At 72.1% G+C, this 16,646-nt stretch carries 11 protein-coding genes; 7 read left to right on the forward strand and 4 right to left on the reverse strand.

Annotated elements, in window-relative coordinates; all coding sequences use genetic code 11:
• Positions 1 to 12: 12 nt before the first annotated feature.
• Positions 13 to 1,764 (forward strand): RICIN domain-containing protein, encoded by a 1,752-nt coding sequence (locus IF29_RS0127190; protein WP_030260159.1) that lies wholly within the window; start codon positions 13 to 15, stop codon positions 1,762 to 1,764.
• 53 nt (positions 1,765 to 1,817) lie between these two features.
• Here IF29_RS0127190 and IF29_RS0127195 read toward each other — a convergent pair whose 3' ends face one another.
• Positions 1,818 to 3,905 (reverse strand): SpoIIE family protein phosphatase, encoded by a 2,088-nt coding sequence (locus IF29_RS0127195; RefSeq protein WP_030260162.1) that lies wholly within the window; start codon positions 3,903 to 3,905, stop codon positions 1,818 to 1,820.
• A gap of 225 nt (positions 3,906 to 4,130) precedes the next feature.
• On the opposite strand from IF29_RS0127195, the gene IF29_RS0127200 reads away from it, so the two are divergent.
• The 6 genes from IF29_RS0127200 to IF29_RS0127225 all read left to right on the forward strand — a co-directional run bounded on the left by IF29_RS0127200 (position 4,131) and on the right by IF29_RS0127225 (position 11,949).
• On the forward strand, positions 4,131 to 5,078 hold the full coding sequence (locus IF29_RS0127200; protein WP_030260164.1) for an ABC transporter ATP-binding protein: 948 nt from the start codon (positions 4,131 to 4,133) through the stop codon (positions 5,076 to 5,078).
• A 2-nt stretch (positions 5,079 to 5,080) separates the two neighbouring features.
• Positions 5,081 to 6,457 (forward strand): ABC transporter permease, encoded by a 1,377-nt coding sequence (locus tag IF29_RS0127205; RefSeq protein ID WP_051726081.1) that lies wholly within the window; start codon positions 5,081 to 5,083, stop codon positions 6,455 to 6,457.
• A 4-nt stretch (positions 6,458 to 6,461) separates the two neighbouring features.
• Positions 6,462 to 9,230 (forward strand): bifunctional YncE family protein/alkaline phosphatase family protein, encoded by a 2,769-nt coding sequence (locus tag IF29_RS0127210; protein WP_030260170.1) that lies wholly within the window; start codon positions 6,462 to 6,464, stop codon positions 9,228 to 9,230.
• A gap of 128 nt (positions 9,231 to 9,358) precedes the next feature.
• The gene (locus IF29_RS0127215; protein ID WP_030260172.1) at positions 9,359 to 9,802 is read left to right on the forward strand and encodes a hypothetical protein; all 444 of its coding nucleotides are present in this window, start codon (positions 9,359 to 9,361) and stop codon (positions 9,800 to 9,802) included.
• A gap of 34 nt (positions 9,803 to 9,836) precedes the next feature.
• Positions 9,837 to 10,517, forward strand: coding sequence for a response regulator transcription factor (locus tag IF29_RS0127220; RefSeq protein WP_030260175.1), 681 nt, complete (start codon positions 9,837 to 9,839; stop codon positions 10,515 to 10,517).
• Positions 10,518 to 10,551: 34 nt separating this feature from the next.
• Positions 10,552 to 11,949, forward strand: coding sequence for a sensor histidine kinase (locus IF29_RS0127225; RefSeq protein ID WP_037596775.1), 1,398 nt, complete (start codon positions 10,552 to 10,554; stop codon positions 11,947 to 11,949).
• Here the strand turns inward: IF29_RS0127225 and IF29_RS0127230 are convergent.
• The 3 genes from IF29_RS0127230 to IF29_RS0127240 form a co-directional block, all read right to left on the reverse strand.
• Positions 11,934 to 12,971, reverse strand: coding sequence for a sphingomyelin phosphodiesterase (locus IF29_RS0127230; protein ID WP_051726061.1), 1,038 nt, complete (start codon positions 12,969 to 12,971; stop codon positions 11,934 to 11,936). The genes IF29_RS0127225 and IF29_RS0127230 overlap by 16 nt on opposite strands.
• Before the next feature lie 149 nt (positions 12,972 to 13,120).
• Positions 13,121 to 14,524, reverse strand: a complete 1,404-nt coding sequence (locus IF29_RS0127235) for a choice-of-anchor A family protein (protein WP_051726062.1) — start codon at positions 14,522 to 14,524, stop codon at positions 13,121 to 13,123.
• Between the two features lie 138 nt (positions 14,525 to 14,662).
• Complete coding sequence (locus IF29_RS0127240; protein WP_232242477.1) at positions 14,663 to 16,318, reverse strand: cellulose binding domain-containing protein; 1,656 nt, start codon at positions 16,316 to 16,318, stop codon at positions 14,663 to 14,665.
• Positions 16,319 to 16,646 lie beyond the last annotated feature (328 nt).

Below are 16,646 nucleotides of genomic sequence, written 5' to 3' on the forward strand. Positions count from 1 at the left end.
GGAGAGCACCCCGTGACCACAGCAGGTTCCCGTGCGGGCAGGGCAACCGCCCTGCTCGGCACCGTAGCCCTCGCCGTCTCGGCCACCACCCTGGGCAGCACCGCCGCCCATGCCGCACCCAGCGCCGCCACCACCCTGGTGGTCGACGCCAACCAGCCCTTCCGCACCGTCACCCATGTCGCCTCGGGCAGCCTCTACGGGCTGGCCAACGCCGGAGTCCCGGCCGCGAGCGTGGTAGCCCCGCTGCACCCCAACACCTTCGTCCAGATGGCGCCGGGCGGTACCCAGCTGCCCAACGGCGAGCCGGCCCCGGCCGGCGACGCGCTGAAGGTGGCCGCCGAGGCTGCCGGCGCCGGGGCCAAGGTGGTGGTCCGGATGCCCGACTGGTACCCCAACTTCCCCTACCAGTGGGTGAGCTGGAGCAACTGGCTGTCCGCCGTGGACACCCAGGTCGCCTCGGTCAAGGCGTCCGGCGCGAGCAACATCAGCGCCTACGAGCTGTGGAACGAACCCGACTGGACCTGGAACACCAGCTCGGCGGGCAGCTTCGACTCCGGCTGGGCCACCACCTACAAGGAGGTCCGCGCCAAGGACACCACCACACCGATCCAGGGCCCGAGCTACTCGGCCTGGAACCTCGGCTGGATGACCACCTTCCTCACCGACGCCAAGGCCAGCGGCACCCTCCCCGACATCGTCAGCTGGCACGAGCTCCAGGGCGACGCCAACATCGCCGCGGACGTGGCCGCCTACCGCAACCTGGAGACCACTCTGGGGATCAGCCCGCGGCCGATCGCCATCGAGGAGTACGGCACCACCAGCGAGGTCGGCGTGCCCGGCGCGATGGTCGGCTATGTCGCCAAGTTCGAGCGCGCCGGGGTGAACAACGCCGAGATGGCCTTCTGGAACCACTACGGCACCCTCGGCGACACCCTGGTGGACACCGGCGGCGCACCCAACGGCGCCTACTGGCTCTACTCCTGGTACGGGTCGATGACCGGCAGCATGGTCACCACCGTGCCGCCCGCGCAGACCGGCATCGACGGCGCCGCCTCCGTCAACAGCGCCGGCAACCAGGTCAGCGTGGTCTTCGGCGGCGGCAGCGGCGCCAGCGCGGTCACCGTCAACGGGCTCGGCTCGCTGAGCGCCTTCGGCAGCACCGTGCACGTCAAGCTGGAGTACGCCCCCTCGCTGGGCCGCACCACCGCCGTCTCCGCCCCGTTCACCATCTCCGACACGGACTACCCGGTCGTCAACGGCTCGATCACGGTACCGGTGGCCACCAACGCGGCCTACGGCTACCACCTGGTGGTCACCCCCAGCGGCAGCTCCAGCACGCTGGCCGGGACCTACCAGATCACCAACGTCAACAGCGGCCTGGCACTGGACACCGCGGGCGCCGGCACCGCCCAGGGCACCCTGGTCGACCAGGCCGCCTCCAGCAGCGGCAGCGACCAGTCCTGGACGCTGACGGCCGCCGGATCCGGCCTCTACAAGATCGTCAACAAGGCCAGTGGTCTGCTGCTGGGCATCACCAACGCCGGCACCGCCGACGGCGGAACCGCGCTGATCTGGGGCGACAACGGCACCGCGGACCACCTGTGGCAGCTGATCCCGGCCGGCAGCGGCCACTACAAGATCGCCAACTACAACAGCGGTCTGCTGCTCGGCGTCAGCGGCATGAGCACCGCCTCCGGCGCGCAGGTGCTGCAGTGGGACGACAACGGCACCGCCGACCACCTGTGGAACCTGACCGCCCGCTGACCCGGCGGCGCCACCGGCCCGCCCCCGCCGTCCTGCCCCCGCCGTCCTGGACCTCAGGGCGGCGGGGGCAGCGGCTGTTCGGACCAGATGGTCTTGCCCCGGGGGTTGTAGCGGGTGCCCCAGCGGCTGCTGATGTGCATCACCAGGAACAGCCCGCGGCCGCCCTCGTCGCCGTCGGCGGCCAGCCGCATGTGCGGTGCGCTGCTGCTGGCGTCGGAGACCTCGCAGGAGAGCGTGCCGGCCCGGATCAGCCGCAGCGTCACCGCCCCCTGGCCGTAGCGGATGGCGTTGGTGACCAGCTCGCTGACGATCAGTTCGGTGGAGTCGACCAGCTCGTCGAGCCCCCAGGCGGTGAGCTGGCGCCGGGTCAGATCGCGGGCGGTGGAGACGATGGACGGCTCGGCCGGCAGGGTCCAGTGCGCGACCTGGTCGGCGTCCAGCACGCTGGTGCGGGCCAGCAGCAGGATGGCGTCCTGCTCGGGGCGGTCGGTGGCCAGGGCGTAGGCGACGGCGTCGCACAGCGACTGCAGGTCCTGGTCGGGCTGGGCCAGCACCTGGGCCAGCCGGCCGCTGCCGTTCCCGCTGCCGTTCCCGGCTCCGTCGGCGTTCCCGTTCCCGCTCGCGCCGCCCGCGGCCCGCAGGCCGTCGGTGGCCAGGGCGAGCAGGCTGCCGGCCGGCAGCCGCAGCTGCGCCGAGGGGTAGCCCGCCTCGCCGGAGCCCAGCCGGGCTCCCACCGGGACGTCCAGCGGCAGCTCGGTGCCGTCCGGGCCGAGGACCAGCGGTGTGCGGTGCCCGGCGCTGGCACCGTCGCAGCCGCCGGTGACCGGGTCGTAGACCAGGTAGAGGCAGGAGGCGGTGGCCGGCTCGCCGCCGCTGTCGCGGGCCAGCCGCTGCATGGTCTCGTCCAGCCGGCCCAGCAGCTCGTCCGGGGCCAGGTCCTGGGCGGCCAGGGTCTGCACCGCGGTGCGCAGCTGGCCCATGGCCGCGGCGGTCTCGATGCCGTGGCCGGCGACCTCCCCCACCACCAGGGCCACCCGGGCCCCGGACAGCGGGACCAGGTCGTACCAGGCGCCGCCGGTGCCCGCGGGCAGGTAGAGGTGGGCGGTGGTGATCGCGGCCAGCGGCGGGGGCGGGGAGGGCAGCAGATGGCGCTGGAGCGCGGTGGCGATCGAGCGCTGCCGGGTGAAGCTGTGCGCCCGTTCGACGCTCATGGCGGCCCGCGCGGCCAGCTCCCCGGCCAGTTCCAGGTCCCGCTCGGTGAAGGGCTCCCGGTGCCGGTCCCGGTAGAAGCCGACCAGGCCGAAGAGCACCCCGTGCGCGGCCAGCGGGGCCACGATCAGCGAGTCCACCAGGGCGTCGTCCACCTGGCCGGCGCCGGGGGAGCGCAGGTAGGGCCACTGGTCCCGGCCCTGTTCGGCCAGGTCGGTGAGCAGCCGCGGCCGCAGGTCCTCCAGGCTCTGGGTGAACGGGGTGGGGAACGGCACCGTGGTCAGCGCGCCGAGCTCCACGGTGACGAGCTGCTGCGCGCCGGTGGAGCGGTGCGCCACCCGGCGCAGCGGCAGTGCGGCGTCCACCGGGCCCGGGCGCAGTTCCTGGCCGCGCAGGGCGTCGTCGCGCAGGTCCACCACGACCGTGTCGGCGAACCTGGGCACCGCGACCACCGCCAGCTCGTCGGCGGTGGCGGCCGGGTCCAGCGAGGTCCCGATGGTCCGGTGGCCCTCGTGCAGGGTGGCCAGGCGCTCCAGGGCCTGCTCACGCTCGGTGACGTCCTCGACCACGGCGGCGAGACCCAGCACCTGCCGCGCCTCGTCCCTGAGCCGGAACAGCGAGACCGAGGCCACCATCTCCCGGGTCGGGTCGCCGGGCGGGAAGCCGCGCACCAGCCGGCCTCGGACGGCGGTTCCGGAGGCCAGCACGGCGCGGGCGAGGTCGGCCACCTCCGGGGTGATCATGTCCGGGGCGACCTCGTCCAGCCGGTGGCCGCGCACGTCGTCGTCGGGCAGGCCGCGGACGCCGCGCGCGGTGTGGTTGAAGCGGACCACCCGGAACTCGTCGTCCAGGATGAACAGGCCGGACAGGGCCTCCTGGAACAGGGCGTCCAGCAGGGCCGTGTCGGTCGCGGCCGGCCGTCTCCCGGGCATCTCCGCCTCCGTCCCTGCTCCGTCGCGCCGGTTCACCATCAGCATCACAGCGCTCCGGTTCGCCGCAACTCGGCCGGCCGGACGGTTGCTCCGCCGGGGATGGGTGGGAGACGTGTCGGTCCCCGATGAATCGGTGGTCTGCCGTTCCACGAACGTTCAACCGTCCGCCCCTGACTGCGGTGTGGTCATGTCATAGGTTCCCTGAGTGTCTTGTGAGAAGGGGCTATGGGGACGCAACGTGTGGTGCGGGCTCGTGGGGTGACCAAGTGCTTCGGCGATGTCGTCGCACTGGACGGTGTCGATCTGGATCTGCTGCCCGGGCGGATCCACGGTCTGGTCGGGCCGAACGGCGCGGGCAAGACGACGCTGCTCGGGCTGCTGCTCGGGCTGGCCGTCGCCGACTCCGGCGACCTCGAGATCCTGGGCAGGCCGGTCGGGCGGGCCCTGGCGGCCCCCGGCGGCGTCGCCGGATTCGTGGACGGGCCCGGCCTGTACCCCTCGCTGACCGCCCGGCAGAACCTGGCCGCACTGGCCGCCCTGCGCGGTCAGAACGCCCGGACGGCGCGGCCGCGGATCGACGGCGCGCTGGCCGAGGTCGGGCTCACCGACGTCGCCGACGACAAGGCGCGCGGCTTCTCGCTGGGGATGCGTCAGCGGCTCGGTCTGGCCGCCGCCCTGCTGACCGACCCCCGGCTGCTGGTGCTGGACGAGCCCGCCAACGGTCTCGACCCGGCCGGCAAGAAGCACGTGCACGGCGTGCTCACCCGGCTCGCGGCCGAGGGCACCACGGTGGTGCTCTCCAGCCACCGGATGGACGACCTGGAGGCGCTCTGCTCCGAGGTCACCATCCTGGCCACCGGACGGGTCCGCTTCTCCGGCCCGCTGGACAAGCTGGCGGGCGAGAGCCGTGAGCTGGAGTACCGGCTGCTCAGCTCCGCCCCGGAGGCCGCGCGCCGGCTGGCGGCCGGGACGGCCGGGATCCGCGTGGTCGAGGAGTCGGCGGCCTGGCGCGGCGCCGAGGCGCTGGTCGTCAGCGCCCAGCTGCCCGCCCTGGACGAACTGGTGGCCGCACTGGTGCGGGCGGACATCGCGGTGCGCGAGCTGGCCCCCGTGGTGTCGCCGCTGGAGGCCGCGTTCCTGGCCCTGACCGAGCAGCAGGAGGCCGACGCATGACCATGACCGTCGCCGACGACCAGGTCGACGGCACCGAGGCCGGCCCCGAGCCCGACGCGGTCCAGGTCCCGGTGACCCGCGCCTACCGCTTCGAACTGGTCAAGCTGGTCTCGCAGTGGCGGATCCGGCTGCTGGTGCTGGTCTGCTGGACGGTGCCGGGGCTGTTCGTCGCCGCGGTGAGCCAGCAGAGCACGCTGCCCACCGACACCCTCTTCGGCCGCTGGATGCACGCCACCGGATGGGCCGGACCGCTGGTGGTGCTGGGCTTCGCCGGCTCCTGGGCGCTGCCGCTGATCACCTCGGTGGTCGCCGGCGACGTGTTCGCCGCCGAGGACCGGCTCGGGACCTGGCGCCATCTGCTGGTGGCGGTCCGCTCGCTGCGGCGGATCTTCGCGGCCAAGGCGCTGGCGGCGCTGACCGTCATCCTGCTGCTGGTGGCCGGGCTGGTGGCGTCCGCCTCGGTCGGCGGCCTGCTGTCGGTCGGCGACCAGCGGCTGGTCGGCCTCGACGGTCATCTGCTGTCGCCCTCCGGCGCGGCCGGGAACGTGCTGCTCGCCTGGGTCTGCGTGCTCGCCCCCACGCTGGCACTGGCCGCGATCGGGCTGCTCGGGTCGGTCGTGCTGGGGCGCTCCCCGATGGGGCTGCTGCTGCCGGCGCTGGTCGCGGTCGCGATGCAGCTGGCGCAGATGCTGCCGCTGCCGGTCGCGCTGCGCCTGGCCCTGCCCGGCTACGCCTTCATCGCCTGGCACGGACTGTTCACCAGCCCGGGGCAGCCGCGCGAGCTGCTGATCTCGGTCGCGGTCAGCCTGGTGTGGACGGCGGTGGCCACCTGGCTGGCCTACCGGCTGTTCCTGCGGCGGGACTTCACCAATGCGAGCGACGACGGCATCGGCCGCCGCGCGCTCCCGGTGGCGCTGCTGCCGCTGGTCGCCCTGCTGGCCGTCGGCTTCGGCGCCGTCGCGGTGGCCACGCCCTCGCTGGGTTCCGGGATCTCGCAGGCCAAGGTGCAGCAGTCGGTGGCAACCGCCTTCGCCCACCTCTACCGGCTGCAGACCGAGCAGCTGCAGCGCCCCGCCGTCACCGAGGCGCAGCTGCAGGCCACCGCGGTGTGCGACCGCAGCGACGGCCAGGTCGACCCCGAGGGTCCGGGCAACGACTGGCGCTGCGTCGTCAGCTGGCACCTGCCCGGCGCCGCGGCCCCCGGGTCGGCGGTCTACCAGCTCGACGTCACCTCGGACGGCCGGATCGAGGCCGACGGTGACGGTCCGAAGGACGTGAACGGCTATTTCCTGGTGCGGACCCCGACCGGGGACGCGCCGAACCCGCTGTGGCAGTTCGACAGCGATGTCGAGCTGATCCCCGCCTCCCCGAAGGGATGAGTCCATGCAGGTAACGCGCCGCCGCCGGGATGTCGAGAAGGAGCAGCTGGTCCTCCTCGGAAGATCCGTCAGCCGCCGGGCCACGCTGGTCACCGCATGCGTGACCGCGCTGGCCCTGGCCGCCACCGGCACTGCCTTCGCCTCGACGCACCAGTTCGGCACCCAGCAGGTCGGCCAGGTCACCTCAAAGGGCCAGGTCATCTCCAGCGACCAGTACATCGCCCCGTACGGCAGCCGGCTGGTCATCAACGACGGCAAGATCATGTCGTCCACGGTCAGCCCGGACGGCGGCCACCTCGCCGCCGCGGTCACCGACGGCGACGCCGCGCTGGTGGTGGTGGACCTGAAGACCGGTCAGGTGAAGCAGCGGATCGGCAGCGCCGCCGCGGACGACCTGCACATCAGCAGCAGCTCGGTGGGCCAGGAGGGCCCGACGTACTCGCCCGACGGCACGCAGCTGTGGCTGGGTCAGACCGACGGCTACACCAGGTTCACCGTGAACCCGGACGGCACCCTGGCCAACCCGGTGGCCGTGCCGATCGCGGCCGACGGCGCCAAGCACGCGCTGGTCGGCGCGGCGGTGTTCTCGGCCGACGGCTCGACCGTGTACTCCGCCGTCAACGGGCAGAACCGGGTGGTGGCCATCGACGCCGCCACCGGGACGGTCGAGCAGAGCTGGGCGGTGGGCAACGCCCCGCGCGGCCTGGCCCTGGTCGGCGGCAAGCTCTACGTCAGCAACGAGGGCGGACGGGCGGCGAAGGCCGGGGAGTACACCCTCAACTCCTACAACACCCAGGTGCCGGCCAGCCCGGTGACCGGTGCCACCACCACCGGCACGGTCAGCGTCATCGACCTGACGAACCCCTCCGCCGCCGTCGGCAGCATCGACGTCGGGCTGCACCCGACCGCGGTGTACGCCAAGCAGGGAGCGGTGTTCGTCACCGACACCGCCAGCAACGACGTCGCGGTCATCGACACCAAGCGCGGCAGGGTCGTGCAGACCATCGCCACCCAGCCCTGGCCGGAGGCGTCGGTGGGCTACGAGCCCGACGCGGTCACACTGACCGACGACGGCCACCTGCTGGTGACGCTCGGCCGGGCCAACGCGGTCGCCGTCTACCGCTACACCCGGCCGCAGGAGCCGGTCAGCTATGTCGGCCTGCTGCCGACCGACTACTTCCCCGCCGAGATCACCACCGTGGGCAACAAGGTGGTGGTCTCCAACACCCGTGGTATCGACGCCCTGCGGCCCACCACCGCGGCCGGCCACGACACCCACGACACCACCTCCAGCCTGACCCAGTTCACGCTGCCCAGCGACAGTGTCATCAGGGCCCAGACCGCCAAGGTCTTCCAGCAGAACGGCTGGACCAAGGGCGCGGTCACGCTGGCCAAGGGCAAGGCGAGCAGCCACGCCAAGCCGGTGCCGGTCCCGGCGCAGATAGGCGCCCCGTCGACGATCAAGCACGTCTTCCTGATCGTCAAGGAGAACCGCACCTACGACCAGCTGTTCGGCGACATGGCGCAGGGCAACGGCGATGCCGCGCTGGCCCAGTTCGGCGAGAACGTGACGCCCAACCAGCACGCGCTGGCCGAGCAGTTCGGTCTCTACGACAACACCTACGACATCGGCACCAACTCCGCCGAGGGCCACAACTGGCTGATGCAGGCCGACGACCCGGAGTACACCGAGTCCTCGGCCGGCGAGTACCTGCGCAGTTACGACACCGAGGACGACGCGCTCGGGCACCAGGAGTCCGGCTTCCTGTGGACCGGAGCGCAGGCGGCCGGCAAGACCGTGCGGGACTTCGGCGAGTTCCAGCAGTTCCTCACCAAGCCGGCCACGGCCAGCTGGCAGAACCTGTACTGCGACGCCAAGACCATGGACGCCACCGGCCAGGGCACCGCCTACACCCTGAACTCCTCCTCGCCGATCCCCTCGCTCAACAGCGTGTCGGTGCCCGGCTTCCCCAAGTTCGACACCAGCGTCCCGGACCTGTACCGGTACGAGATCTGGAAGCAGGACTTCGAGAAGAACGGTCCGGCGAACCTGAACATGTTCTGGCTCTCCAGCGACCACACCGGCGGACCGGCGAGCCCGGCCGCGCAGGTCGCCGACAACGACCTGGCCACCGGAAAGATGATCGACGAGATCACCCACAGCAAGTACTGGAAGGACTCGGCGATCTTCGTCGTCGAGGACGACTCCCAGGCCGGCCTGGACCACGTCGACGGCCACCGGGCCCCGATCCAGATCATCAGCCCCTACGCCCAGCGCACCGGCGTGGTCGACGACCACTACTACACGCAGATCACGATGATCCGCACCATCGAGCAGATCCTCGGGATCCACCCGATGAACCAGAAGGACAGCGCGGCCACCCCGATGACCGCGGCCTTCACCAGCAAGCCGAACTACACGCCGTTCACCGCGCTGCCCAACCGGACCTCGCTGACCGACGGCCTCGCCACGCCGCCCAGTTGCGGCGTCGACACCCCGGCGCCGCAGGACCCCGCCGCCGCGGCGGTGCCGGCCACGACCACGCCGCCGGCCAGTGAGAAGGCGGTCGCGGCCAAGTGGGCCGGCTGGAAGGCGCAGCAGCGGCTCACCGGCACCAACGCGGTGCCCGACTACGCCAACCCGGCCCAGATGAACCACCTGACCTGGTACGAGACCCACAACTGGAAGACGCCCTACCCGGGCGAGACCACGATCTACGCCCCGAACGACGTGCCCGGCGCGTACATCCCCTCCTCCGACACCGACGGCTGACGGTCCGTCATAACGCTGCTTCTCTGAGGCGGCGTTAAGGCCGGCCGATGGGTGCCCGAAGGCGCGGTTGGTGTGCTGGTCGAGGTGTCGGGGACGGACCCCGGCACCTCGACCGGAAGAAGGACACCATGCGTTCCAAGACCCGTCTCGCGGTCGCGACCGTGGCGATCGCCCTGCTGACCGGCGGCAGCGTGGCCGCCGCCGAGGCCTCGACCGCCACCCCGTCCAGCACCTCGCCGACCGTCACCTGCAAGACGCCCGCACCGGGCGGCTCCGCCAACCCGGGCCCCGGCGGCAAGAAGCCCATGGTGCCGCCGGGTACCCCGGACCCGCAGGAGAGCGCGGCCCTCGCCAGGATCCTCGGCGTGAGCCGGGCCCGGGCCACCGCCGTCCTGGAGCGGCTCGACGTCCTCTCCCGCGGGACCGCCCACGGCGTCGAGGTCACCGACCCGGGGTTCCGCTCGCTGGCCGCTTCGCTGGGACTGACGCCCACTCAGTTCAACGCGGATCTCATGCACATGAAGGAGTCGCTGTCCGCCGTGCCGGCTCCGTCCGGGTCCGCGAAGAGCTGACGGTGCGTCGGTCCGGGCGGAGCACAATGGGCTGATGCGGATCCTGGTGGCCGACGACGACCCGGCCGTGCGGCGGTCCCTCGGCCATGCGCTGCGCCGCGACGGCTTCACCGTCACCGAGGCGGCGGACGGCACGGCCGCGCTGGCGGGCGTCGTCGAGGCGCGGCCGGCTGCGATCGTGCTGGATGTGATGATGCCCGAGCCGAACGGGCTCGAGGTGTGCCGGATCCTGCGCCGGCGCGGGGACGAGACCCCGATCCTCATCCTGACCGCCCGCGACCTGGTCGCCGACCGGGTCGCCGGGCTGGACGCGGGCGCCGACGACTACCTGGTCAAGCCGTTCGCCCTGGACGAGCTGCGGGCCCGGCTCCGGGCGCTGCTGCGGCGCAGCTCGCGGACGCTGGAGGCGCGGGAACTGCTGCGCTACGCGGACCTGGAGCTGGACGCCGCGCAGTGCCGGGTCCACCGCGGCGGCCGGCTGCTGGCGCTGACCCGCACCGAGTACGCGCTGCTGGAGCTGTTCCTGCGCAACCCGCGCCGGGTGCTGGGCCGCAGTGCGATCTTCGAGGCGGTCTGGGGCTACGACTTCGGTCCCGGGTCCAATGCGCTCTGGGTCTACATCAGCTATCTGCGGGGCAAGTTGGAGGCCGGGGGCGAGCCGCGGCTGATCCAGACCGTGCGCGGACTCGGCTATGTGCTGCGGGAGGAGCCGTGACCCGAGGAGCGGTGACCCGAGGAGCCGTGACCGGGTGAGCCTGCGGAACCGCGTCGCGCTGGCCGGCGGACTGGTGGTGGCCGCCGCCCTGCTGCTGGCCGCACTGGTGCTCTACCCCTCGGCCGACCGCGACCTGCACGACCAGTTGGACAGCACCCTGGTGTCCACCGCGGCCAGCTCGCCCAGGTTCAGCCAGGCGCTGAAGCAGAAGGTGTCCCAGTCCGGCGACGGCTTCCCGGCCACCGGCGTGCTGGACATCGGGGGCACGCTGGTGCAGTTCCTGCCGTCACCGGTGCAGCCCGGCAAGGCGGAACTGGCCGACGTCACCGTCCAGGACACCGCCGTCGCCACCGGCAGCCGGCCCGCCTACTTCAGCGACGCCGACTACCAGGGCCGCGCCTACCGGGTCTACACCTCCCAGTTCGACAGCAGCAGCGGCTCCCTGGTCCGGGTCGCCAAGCCGCTGTCGGACACCCTGGACGCGCTGCACCGGCTGGAGCTGCTGCTGGTCGGACTGGTCCTCGGCGGCGCGCTGACAGCCGCCTTCGCGGCCCGACTGCTGGCCGGTCGGCTGCTGCGTCCGGTCGGCCGGTTGACCGAGACCGTCGAGCAGGTGACGGTGACTCAGGATCTGACCTCCCGGGCGGACGGCGGCCTCGCCGACATCGGTGGCCGGGACGAGATCGGACGGCTGGCACGGTCCTTCTCGGCGATGATGGGGGCGCTGGACGGCTCGGTCTCCGCCCAGCGCCAGCTGGTCGCGGACGCCTCGCACGAGCTGCGCACCCCGCTGACCAGCATCACCACCAACCTGGAGCTGCTGGCGGAGCCGGGCGGACTCGCCGATCCGCAGGCGCCGGCCCTGGTGCGGGCCGCGCTGGAGCAGAGCGAGGAGCTGAAGCGCCTGGTCAACGACCTGGTCGAGCTGGCCCGCTACGGCCGCGCGCAGGTGCACACCGAGGAGGTCAGGGTCGACCTGCTGGCCCAGGAGGTGGTCGACCGGGCCGCCCGGCGCTCGCCCGGACTGCGCTTCGCCGTACTGCCGCCGCCCGACCCGGAGGACTGCGTGATGCTCGCCGACCCGGAGGCGCTGGCCCGGGCGCTGGGCAACCTGGTCGACAACGCCGCCAAGTGGAGCCCGGACGGCGGCGCGGTCGAGCTCGCGGTGGCCTTCGCGCCCGGACGGGACCGGATCTGCTGCACCGTCACCGACCAGGGCCCCGGCATAGACGAGGCCGACCGGCCGTTCGTCTTCGACCGCTTCTACCGCGCCACCGCGGCCCGGGCCCGACCGGGCTCGGGCCTGGGCCTGTCCATCGTCCGACAGATCGCGGAGACCCACGGCGGGACCGTCGCGGTGCTGCCCGCCGAGCGCGGTGCGCGGCTGCGCCTGGAACTACCCCTGGAGGCGGTTCATCAGGGCAGTACGTAGGTGGCCTGGACCGGGTAGTGGTCGCTGGGGGCGTTGGTGTCCAGCTGTCCGCTGGTCCAGCCGCCCTGCGGGTCGAAGTCGATGTGCACGGTCGGCAGCGCGGCCGGGACCGGGCGGGTGCCGTCCTGGAGGTAGCCCAGGTAGTCCAGGTCGTCCTGGTAGGTGCTGGCGAACGACTCGACACCGGACATGTACTGGCACCACGAGGACACCGGGCAGTCCATGGTGTACCGGCTCTGGGACGGGTCCAGGGCCGGGCTGCCGAGCACGCCGCCGACGGCGGCCTGGGCGTTGGCGTAGTCGCCGCGGGAGGCGCCAGCGTAGTACTCGACATTGAGGTCGCCGCCGATCAGGACCGGCGCGGAGGTGCCGACGATCTGGTCGGTCCAGCTCCGGATCTCGCCGAGCTGGGCCAGCCGGGTGCGCTGGGTGGTGTCGGTGGAGGTCCCCGACTGGTCGGCCTGCAGATGGGTGCCGACCACCCAGGTGGGGGTGCCGTTGACGTCGAGCTCGGCCAGGGCCGCGCCCTTGTTGGCGTTGTAGTCCCAGGTGCCGGAGGTGGAGTTGGAGAAGATGTGCGCGTACTGGGCCAGGATGGGGTACTTGGACAGGATCAGGGTGCCGCCGTTGATGACGAACGGGGAGTTGGAGCAGTCGCCGCTGATGCCGGTCCAGCCGCCGCCCGAGCAGACCTTGCCGACCACCGGTGTGGCGTAGGGGTAGAGGTCGGCCAGGGCGGCCGGGATCTTGGCGTCGGAGGTGTTGTTGAAGGCCTCGTCCAGGATGACCACGTCGGCGTCGTTCTTGCGGATGATCGCCTCGACGGTGGGGGTGCGTCCGGCGGCGTTCTCCTTCTCGACCGTGTCGACCACGGCGGTGCCCAGGTCCACGTTCCAGGCGAACACCGACAGCGTGGTCGGCGCCGCCGCGGCGGCGTGGGCGGGCGCGGCGGCGAGGCCGGCGACGGTGATCGCCGCGGCGACCGCGTGACCGAGGCGGCGCATCGGAAGACTGGCGTTCATGGGGACTCCAAGCGTCATCTTGTCTGAACAAGTGAAGGACGAGAAGGACGCTAGAGGTTCACGGGGAAGAAGGGAATACCCACCAGTAACTATCTGATGCACGCTCAGTGACCCGTCTGGTCAGCCGAGATGAACGTTCGGTGGCGAACCTAGCGGTGCCGGCTGCCGCGGTCCCTGCGCACCAGGGCCAGGGTGGCGGTGCCGACAGCGGTCAGGGCCAGGGCCCCGAGGAGTACCTCGGGCTGGGTGGGGTCGGTGCCGGTCGCGGCCAGGTCCGGGCGGTGGGTGTGCGCTTCGTTCTCGTCGCTGCTCGGCGCGGGGGTGCTCGACGAGGTTCCGGAGCCGGACGACGAGGACGACGTGGGGGACGCGGACCCGGACGGGGTCGGGATGTCGGTGTTGGCCGGGCTCGGGCTGGCGCTGGTGCAGCTGATGGTGGCGGTGAACGGGAAGTAGTGCAGCTCGCCGGCGTTGACGGCCGATCCGGAGGACGGGATCAGCGGCCCGTGGACCAGTGAGCGGACGATGATGTCGCCCTCGATGTTGGACGGGTCGACGTCGGTCAGCAGCGCCCGCGGGGCGTAGATGGTGCCTTCGATGCTGTCGCCGGTGGACACGGTGATGTCGGTGGCGTCGGGGAAGTTCCACAGCAGCGAGGAGATGGCGGTCTTCTGCAGCCCGGCCATGTTCGGGGTGTTCCAGACGAAGCTGCCGCCGGTGGCGGTGGTGTCCACCACGATCATCAGCGGTCCGCTGCTGCTGGGCTGGTCCAGGAAGGTCAGCTCGGAGATGTTGTTGAGCATCGCCCCGGTGAGGTGCAGCACATTGGTGTGGCTGCCGGAGAGGTGGATCTTGATGTTGGAGCCGGCCGGGATCACGTTCTGGTCGGGCAGCGCGACGCCGTTGCCGTCCAGCAGGGTGACATTGGTGGGGCAGGCGGCCATGTCCGTGGAGCGTTGGCGGTAGGCGGCGAACAGCGCGTCGAAGTCGATCAGGCCGGGGTGCGGGCCGACCGCGCTGAGGGGTTCCTGGCTGTTGAGCTCGATCCGCGGCACGCTGTTGTAGCCGGCGCCGGAGACCACCTCCTGGGTGTTGACCGAGGCCCCGTTGCCGTCGGTGTTCAGCACGTCGGCCCCGGTCAGCGAGCCCACCTTGAGGTAGCCGCCGGAGAGCACCTTCAGCACCCCGGTCGGGGAGCTGCCGGCGAAGTCCACCGAGCCGTTGACCAGCAGGGCGGTCGGTTTGCTGTCGCCGGGGGCGGTGTAGCCCCCGGCGGAGTTCAGCGAGACGTTGTACCCCGGGCCGAAGCTCAGGTTGCCGCCGATGGCGATCGGTCCCTCGGACTCGGTGCTCCCCAGCACGGCGTTGTTCTCGACCACCACGCCGAAGCCCTTGCTCCCGTCCACCGGGTTGCCGCTGTAGCCGCCGGCTCTGGCCCCGGCGGCCGGGGACAGCTGAGGCGGCGTCATGGCCACTGCCGTCGAGGCGAGCAGGAGGCCTCCGCCCAGGGCGGTCACACACAGGGAGAGCGGGCTGCGCAGGGTGATGATCACCCGCAGGACGCTAGCCAGCGGTCCCTCCCGGGCCACGGTGGCGCGCCGCCCTTCGGCCGGACGTACCCGTCCGGAGCAGGCGTTCGGTGGCGGCCCGGCGGGGAGCAAGCCCCGCCGGGCCGCGTGCAGGGACCGGGTTCAGCCGGTGTAGCCGGCGAACATCTTGGAGAACTCGTAGGGCGTCTGGGCGATGTCGGTGCACTGGGACAGTCCGCCGGTGCAGGCGTTGGCGTCCCGGGTGACCTCCCAGAAGGCCAGCTCCGCGAGGTGGTCCTGCTTGGCGAAGGTGATCAGCTGCTGGGCGTCGGCCAGGCCGAAGACCTCGCTGGGGTTGTCGTTCTGCCCCAGCATCGGGGTGATCCCGACCATGGCCCAGGCCTGGGCGTCGGTCAGACCCGTCCAGACCTGCTTGATCTGCGCCTGGGTGGACTGCGCGGACTGGATCGCGTAGGTGCCCATCTTCCCGGCGGGCGACGGCGCGGCCGAGTCGCCGAAGTCCATCGCCATCACGTTGACGGCGTTGACCACCACGCCGGCGTTCTTGGCGGACTGCAGGACGTAGACGCCGTCGGCGGTCAGGCCGTTGGGCAGCACCGGCAGCGTCAGGGTGACCTTGAGGTCCCGCCCCTTGGCCCGCTGCGCCGCCTGGACCTGGGCGATCGCCGCCGACCTGCGGTCGATGGAGGCGTGGTCGGCCACCGCGGAGCCCTCGATGTCGAAGTCGATGCGGTCCAGCGCGTAGGCGTCGACCACCTTCTGGTACTGCGCCGCCAGCGCCGCCACGGTGGTGCAGGACTGGGCCAGCTCGGTGCCGTTGGCGCCGCCGAAGGAGGGCCGGACGTCGCCGCCGGCCGCCCGGATCGCGTCGAAGTCGGCCTTCTCCCAGCCGGAGGCCGGATCGTAGGCGCCGAACCAGCTGGCGGTGCAGGGGGTGCTGCCGTTGATGAGGAAGCCCAGCGAGAACTGCTTGAGCCCGGTCGCCGCCGCGATCGCCGGCAGGCTGGGCGTGGGCCAGGCGCCGAGGTCCACATAGGGCGCGGCGGTGCCGGGGACGGTGCCGCTGCCGGCGACCCCGGTCACCGCGGCCGAGTGCGGCGACTCGTTGCCGGCCGCGTCGAAGGCGGCGACGCTGACGGTGTGGCTGCTGCCGGCCAGCAGTCCGGTGAGGTTGGCGGTGGTCGCGGTGACCGTCGCCACCAGCGCGGTGCCCTCGTAGAGGTGGTATCCGGCGACGCCGACATTGTCGGTGGAGGCCTTCCAGGACAGCGAGATGCTGCCGGGCCCGGTGCCGCTGACGGCCAGTCCGGTGGGCGTCGAGGGCGCGACCGTGTCGGCCGGGACGCCCTGGCAGGGCTGACTGTTGATCAGGCAGTCGGCCGGCGGGGTCTGGGTGGCACCGGTGGAGATGTCCATGCCGACCACATCGGCGGTCGCGCCCGGGGCGAGCGGGGACGCCCAGCTGGGGGCGGTGATGGTGTAGGTGTTGCCGGACTTGGTGAGGGTGCCGTTCCAGACGCTGGTGACCGCTTCGCCGCTGGGCAGGTCGAAGACCAGGGACCAGGTGTTGACGGTCGCGTTGGTGTTGTTGGTGATGGTGTAGGTGCCCTCGAGACCGCCTTGCCAGCTCTGGGTGACGGCGAAGGTGGCCATCAGTCCGGTGAGGCCGGAGGCGGCCCGGGCAGTGGCGGGAGCCAGGAGCGGCGCAGCGAGCAGGGCCGCGGCGGCTGCCGTCGCGGTGGCGGTGGCGGCGAGTCTGGACCGGGCCGCGGTCGAGGGCATGGCGGGACGCCTCATCGGCGGGTTCTCCTCAGCGTGGGGGCAGCACAGGTCATGTGCTGCTCAGGTGTGTGGGGGCGTACTGCCGCGGCCCTCTCACGATGGTCCAGACCAATACTCGGCGTCAAGGGAATGGCCGGTACATGACCGGTTCCGGTAATGCGCTTTCCAGGGCGCCCGGCTGACGGTTAGTCTCCCAGCGACCCGAAACCCCCGAGGAGTTGGAATGCCCGGCCGATCGAGCACGCGCTGACGCCGTAGGTCCTGACCGACCTGTCCGACCTGTCATCGCGTGCTGCCCGTGGAGTGCGGCACAGCGACCTTTCTCGCGCCGGTACGCCGGCGG

The organism is Streptacidiphilus jeojiense (genome assembly GCF_000719095.1).
Classification (GTDB): domain Bacteria; phylum Actinomycetota; class Actinomycetes; order Streptomycetales; family Streptomycetaceae; genus Streptacidiphilus; species Streptacidiphilus jeojiensis.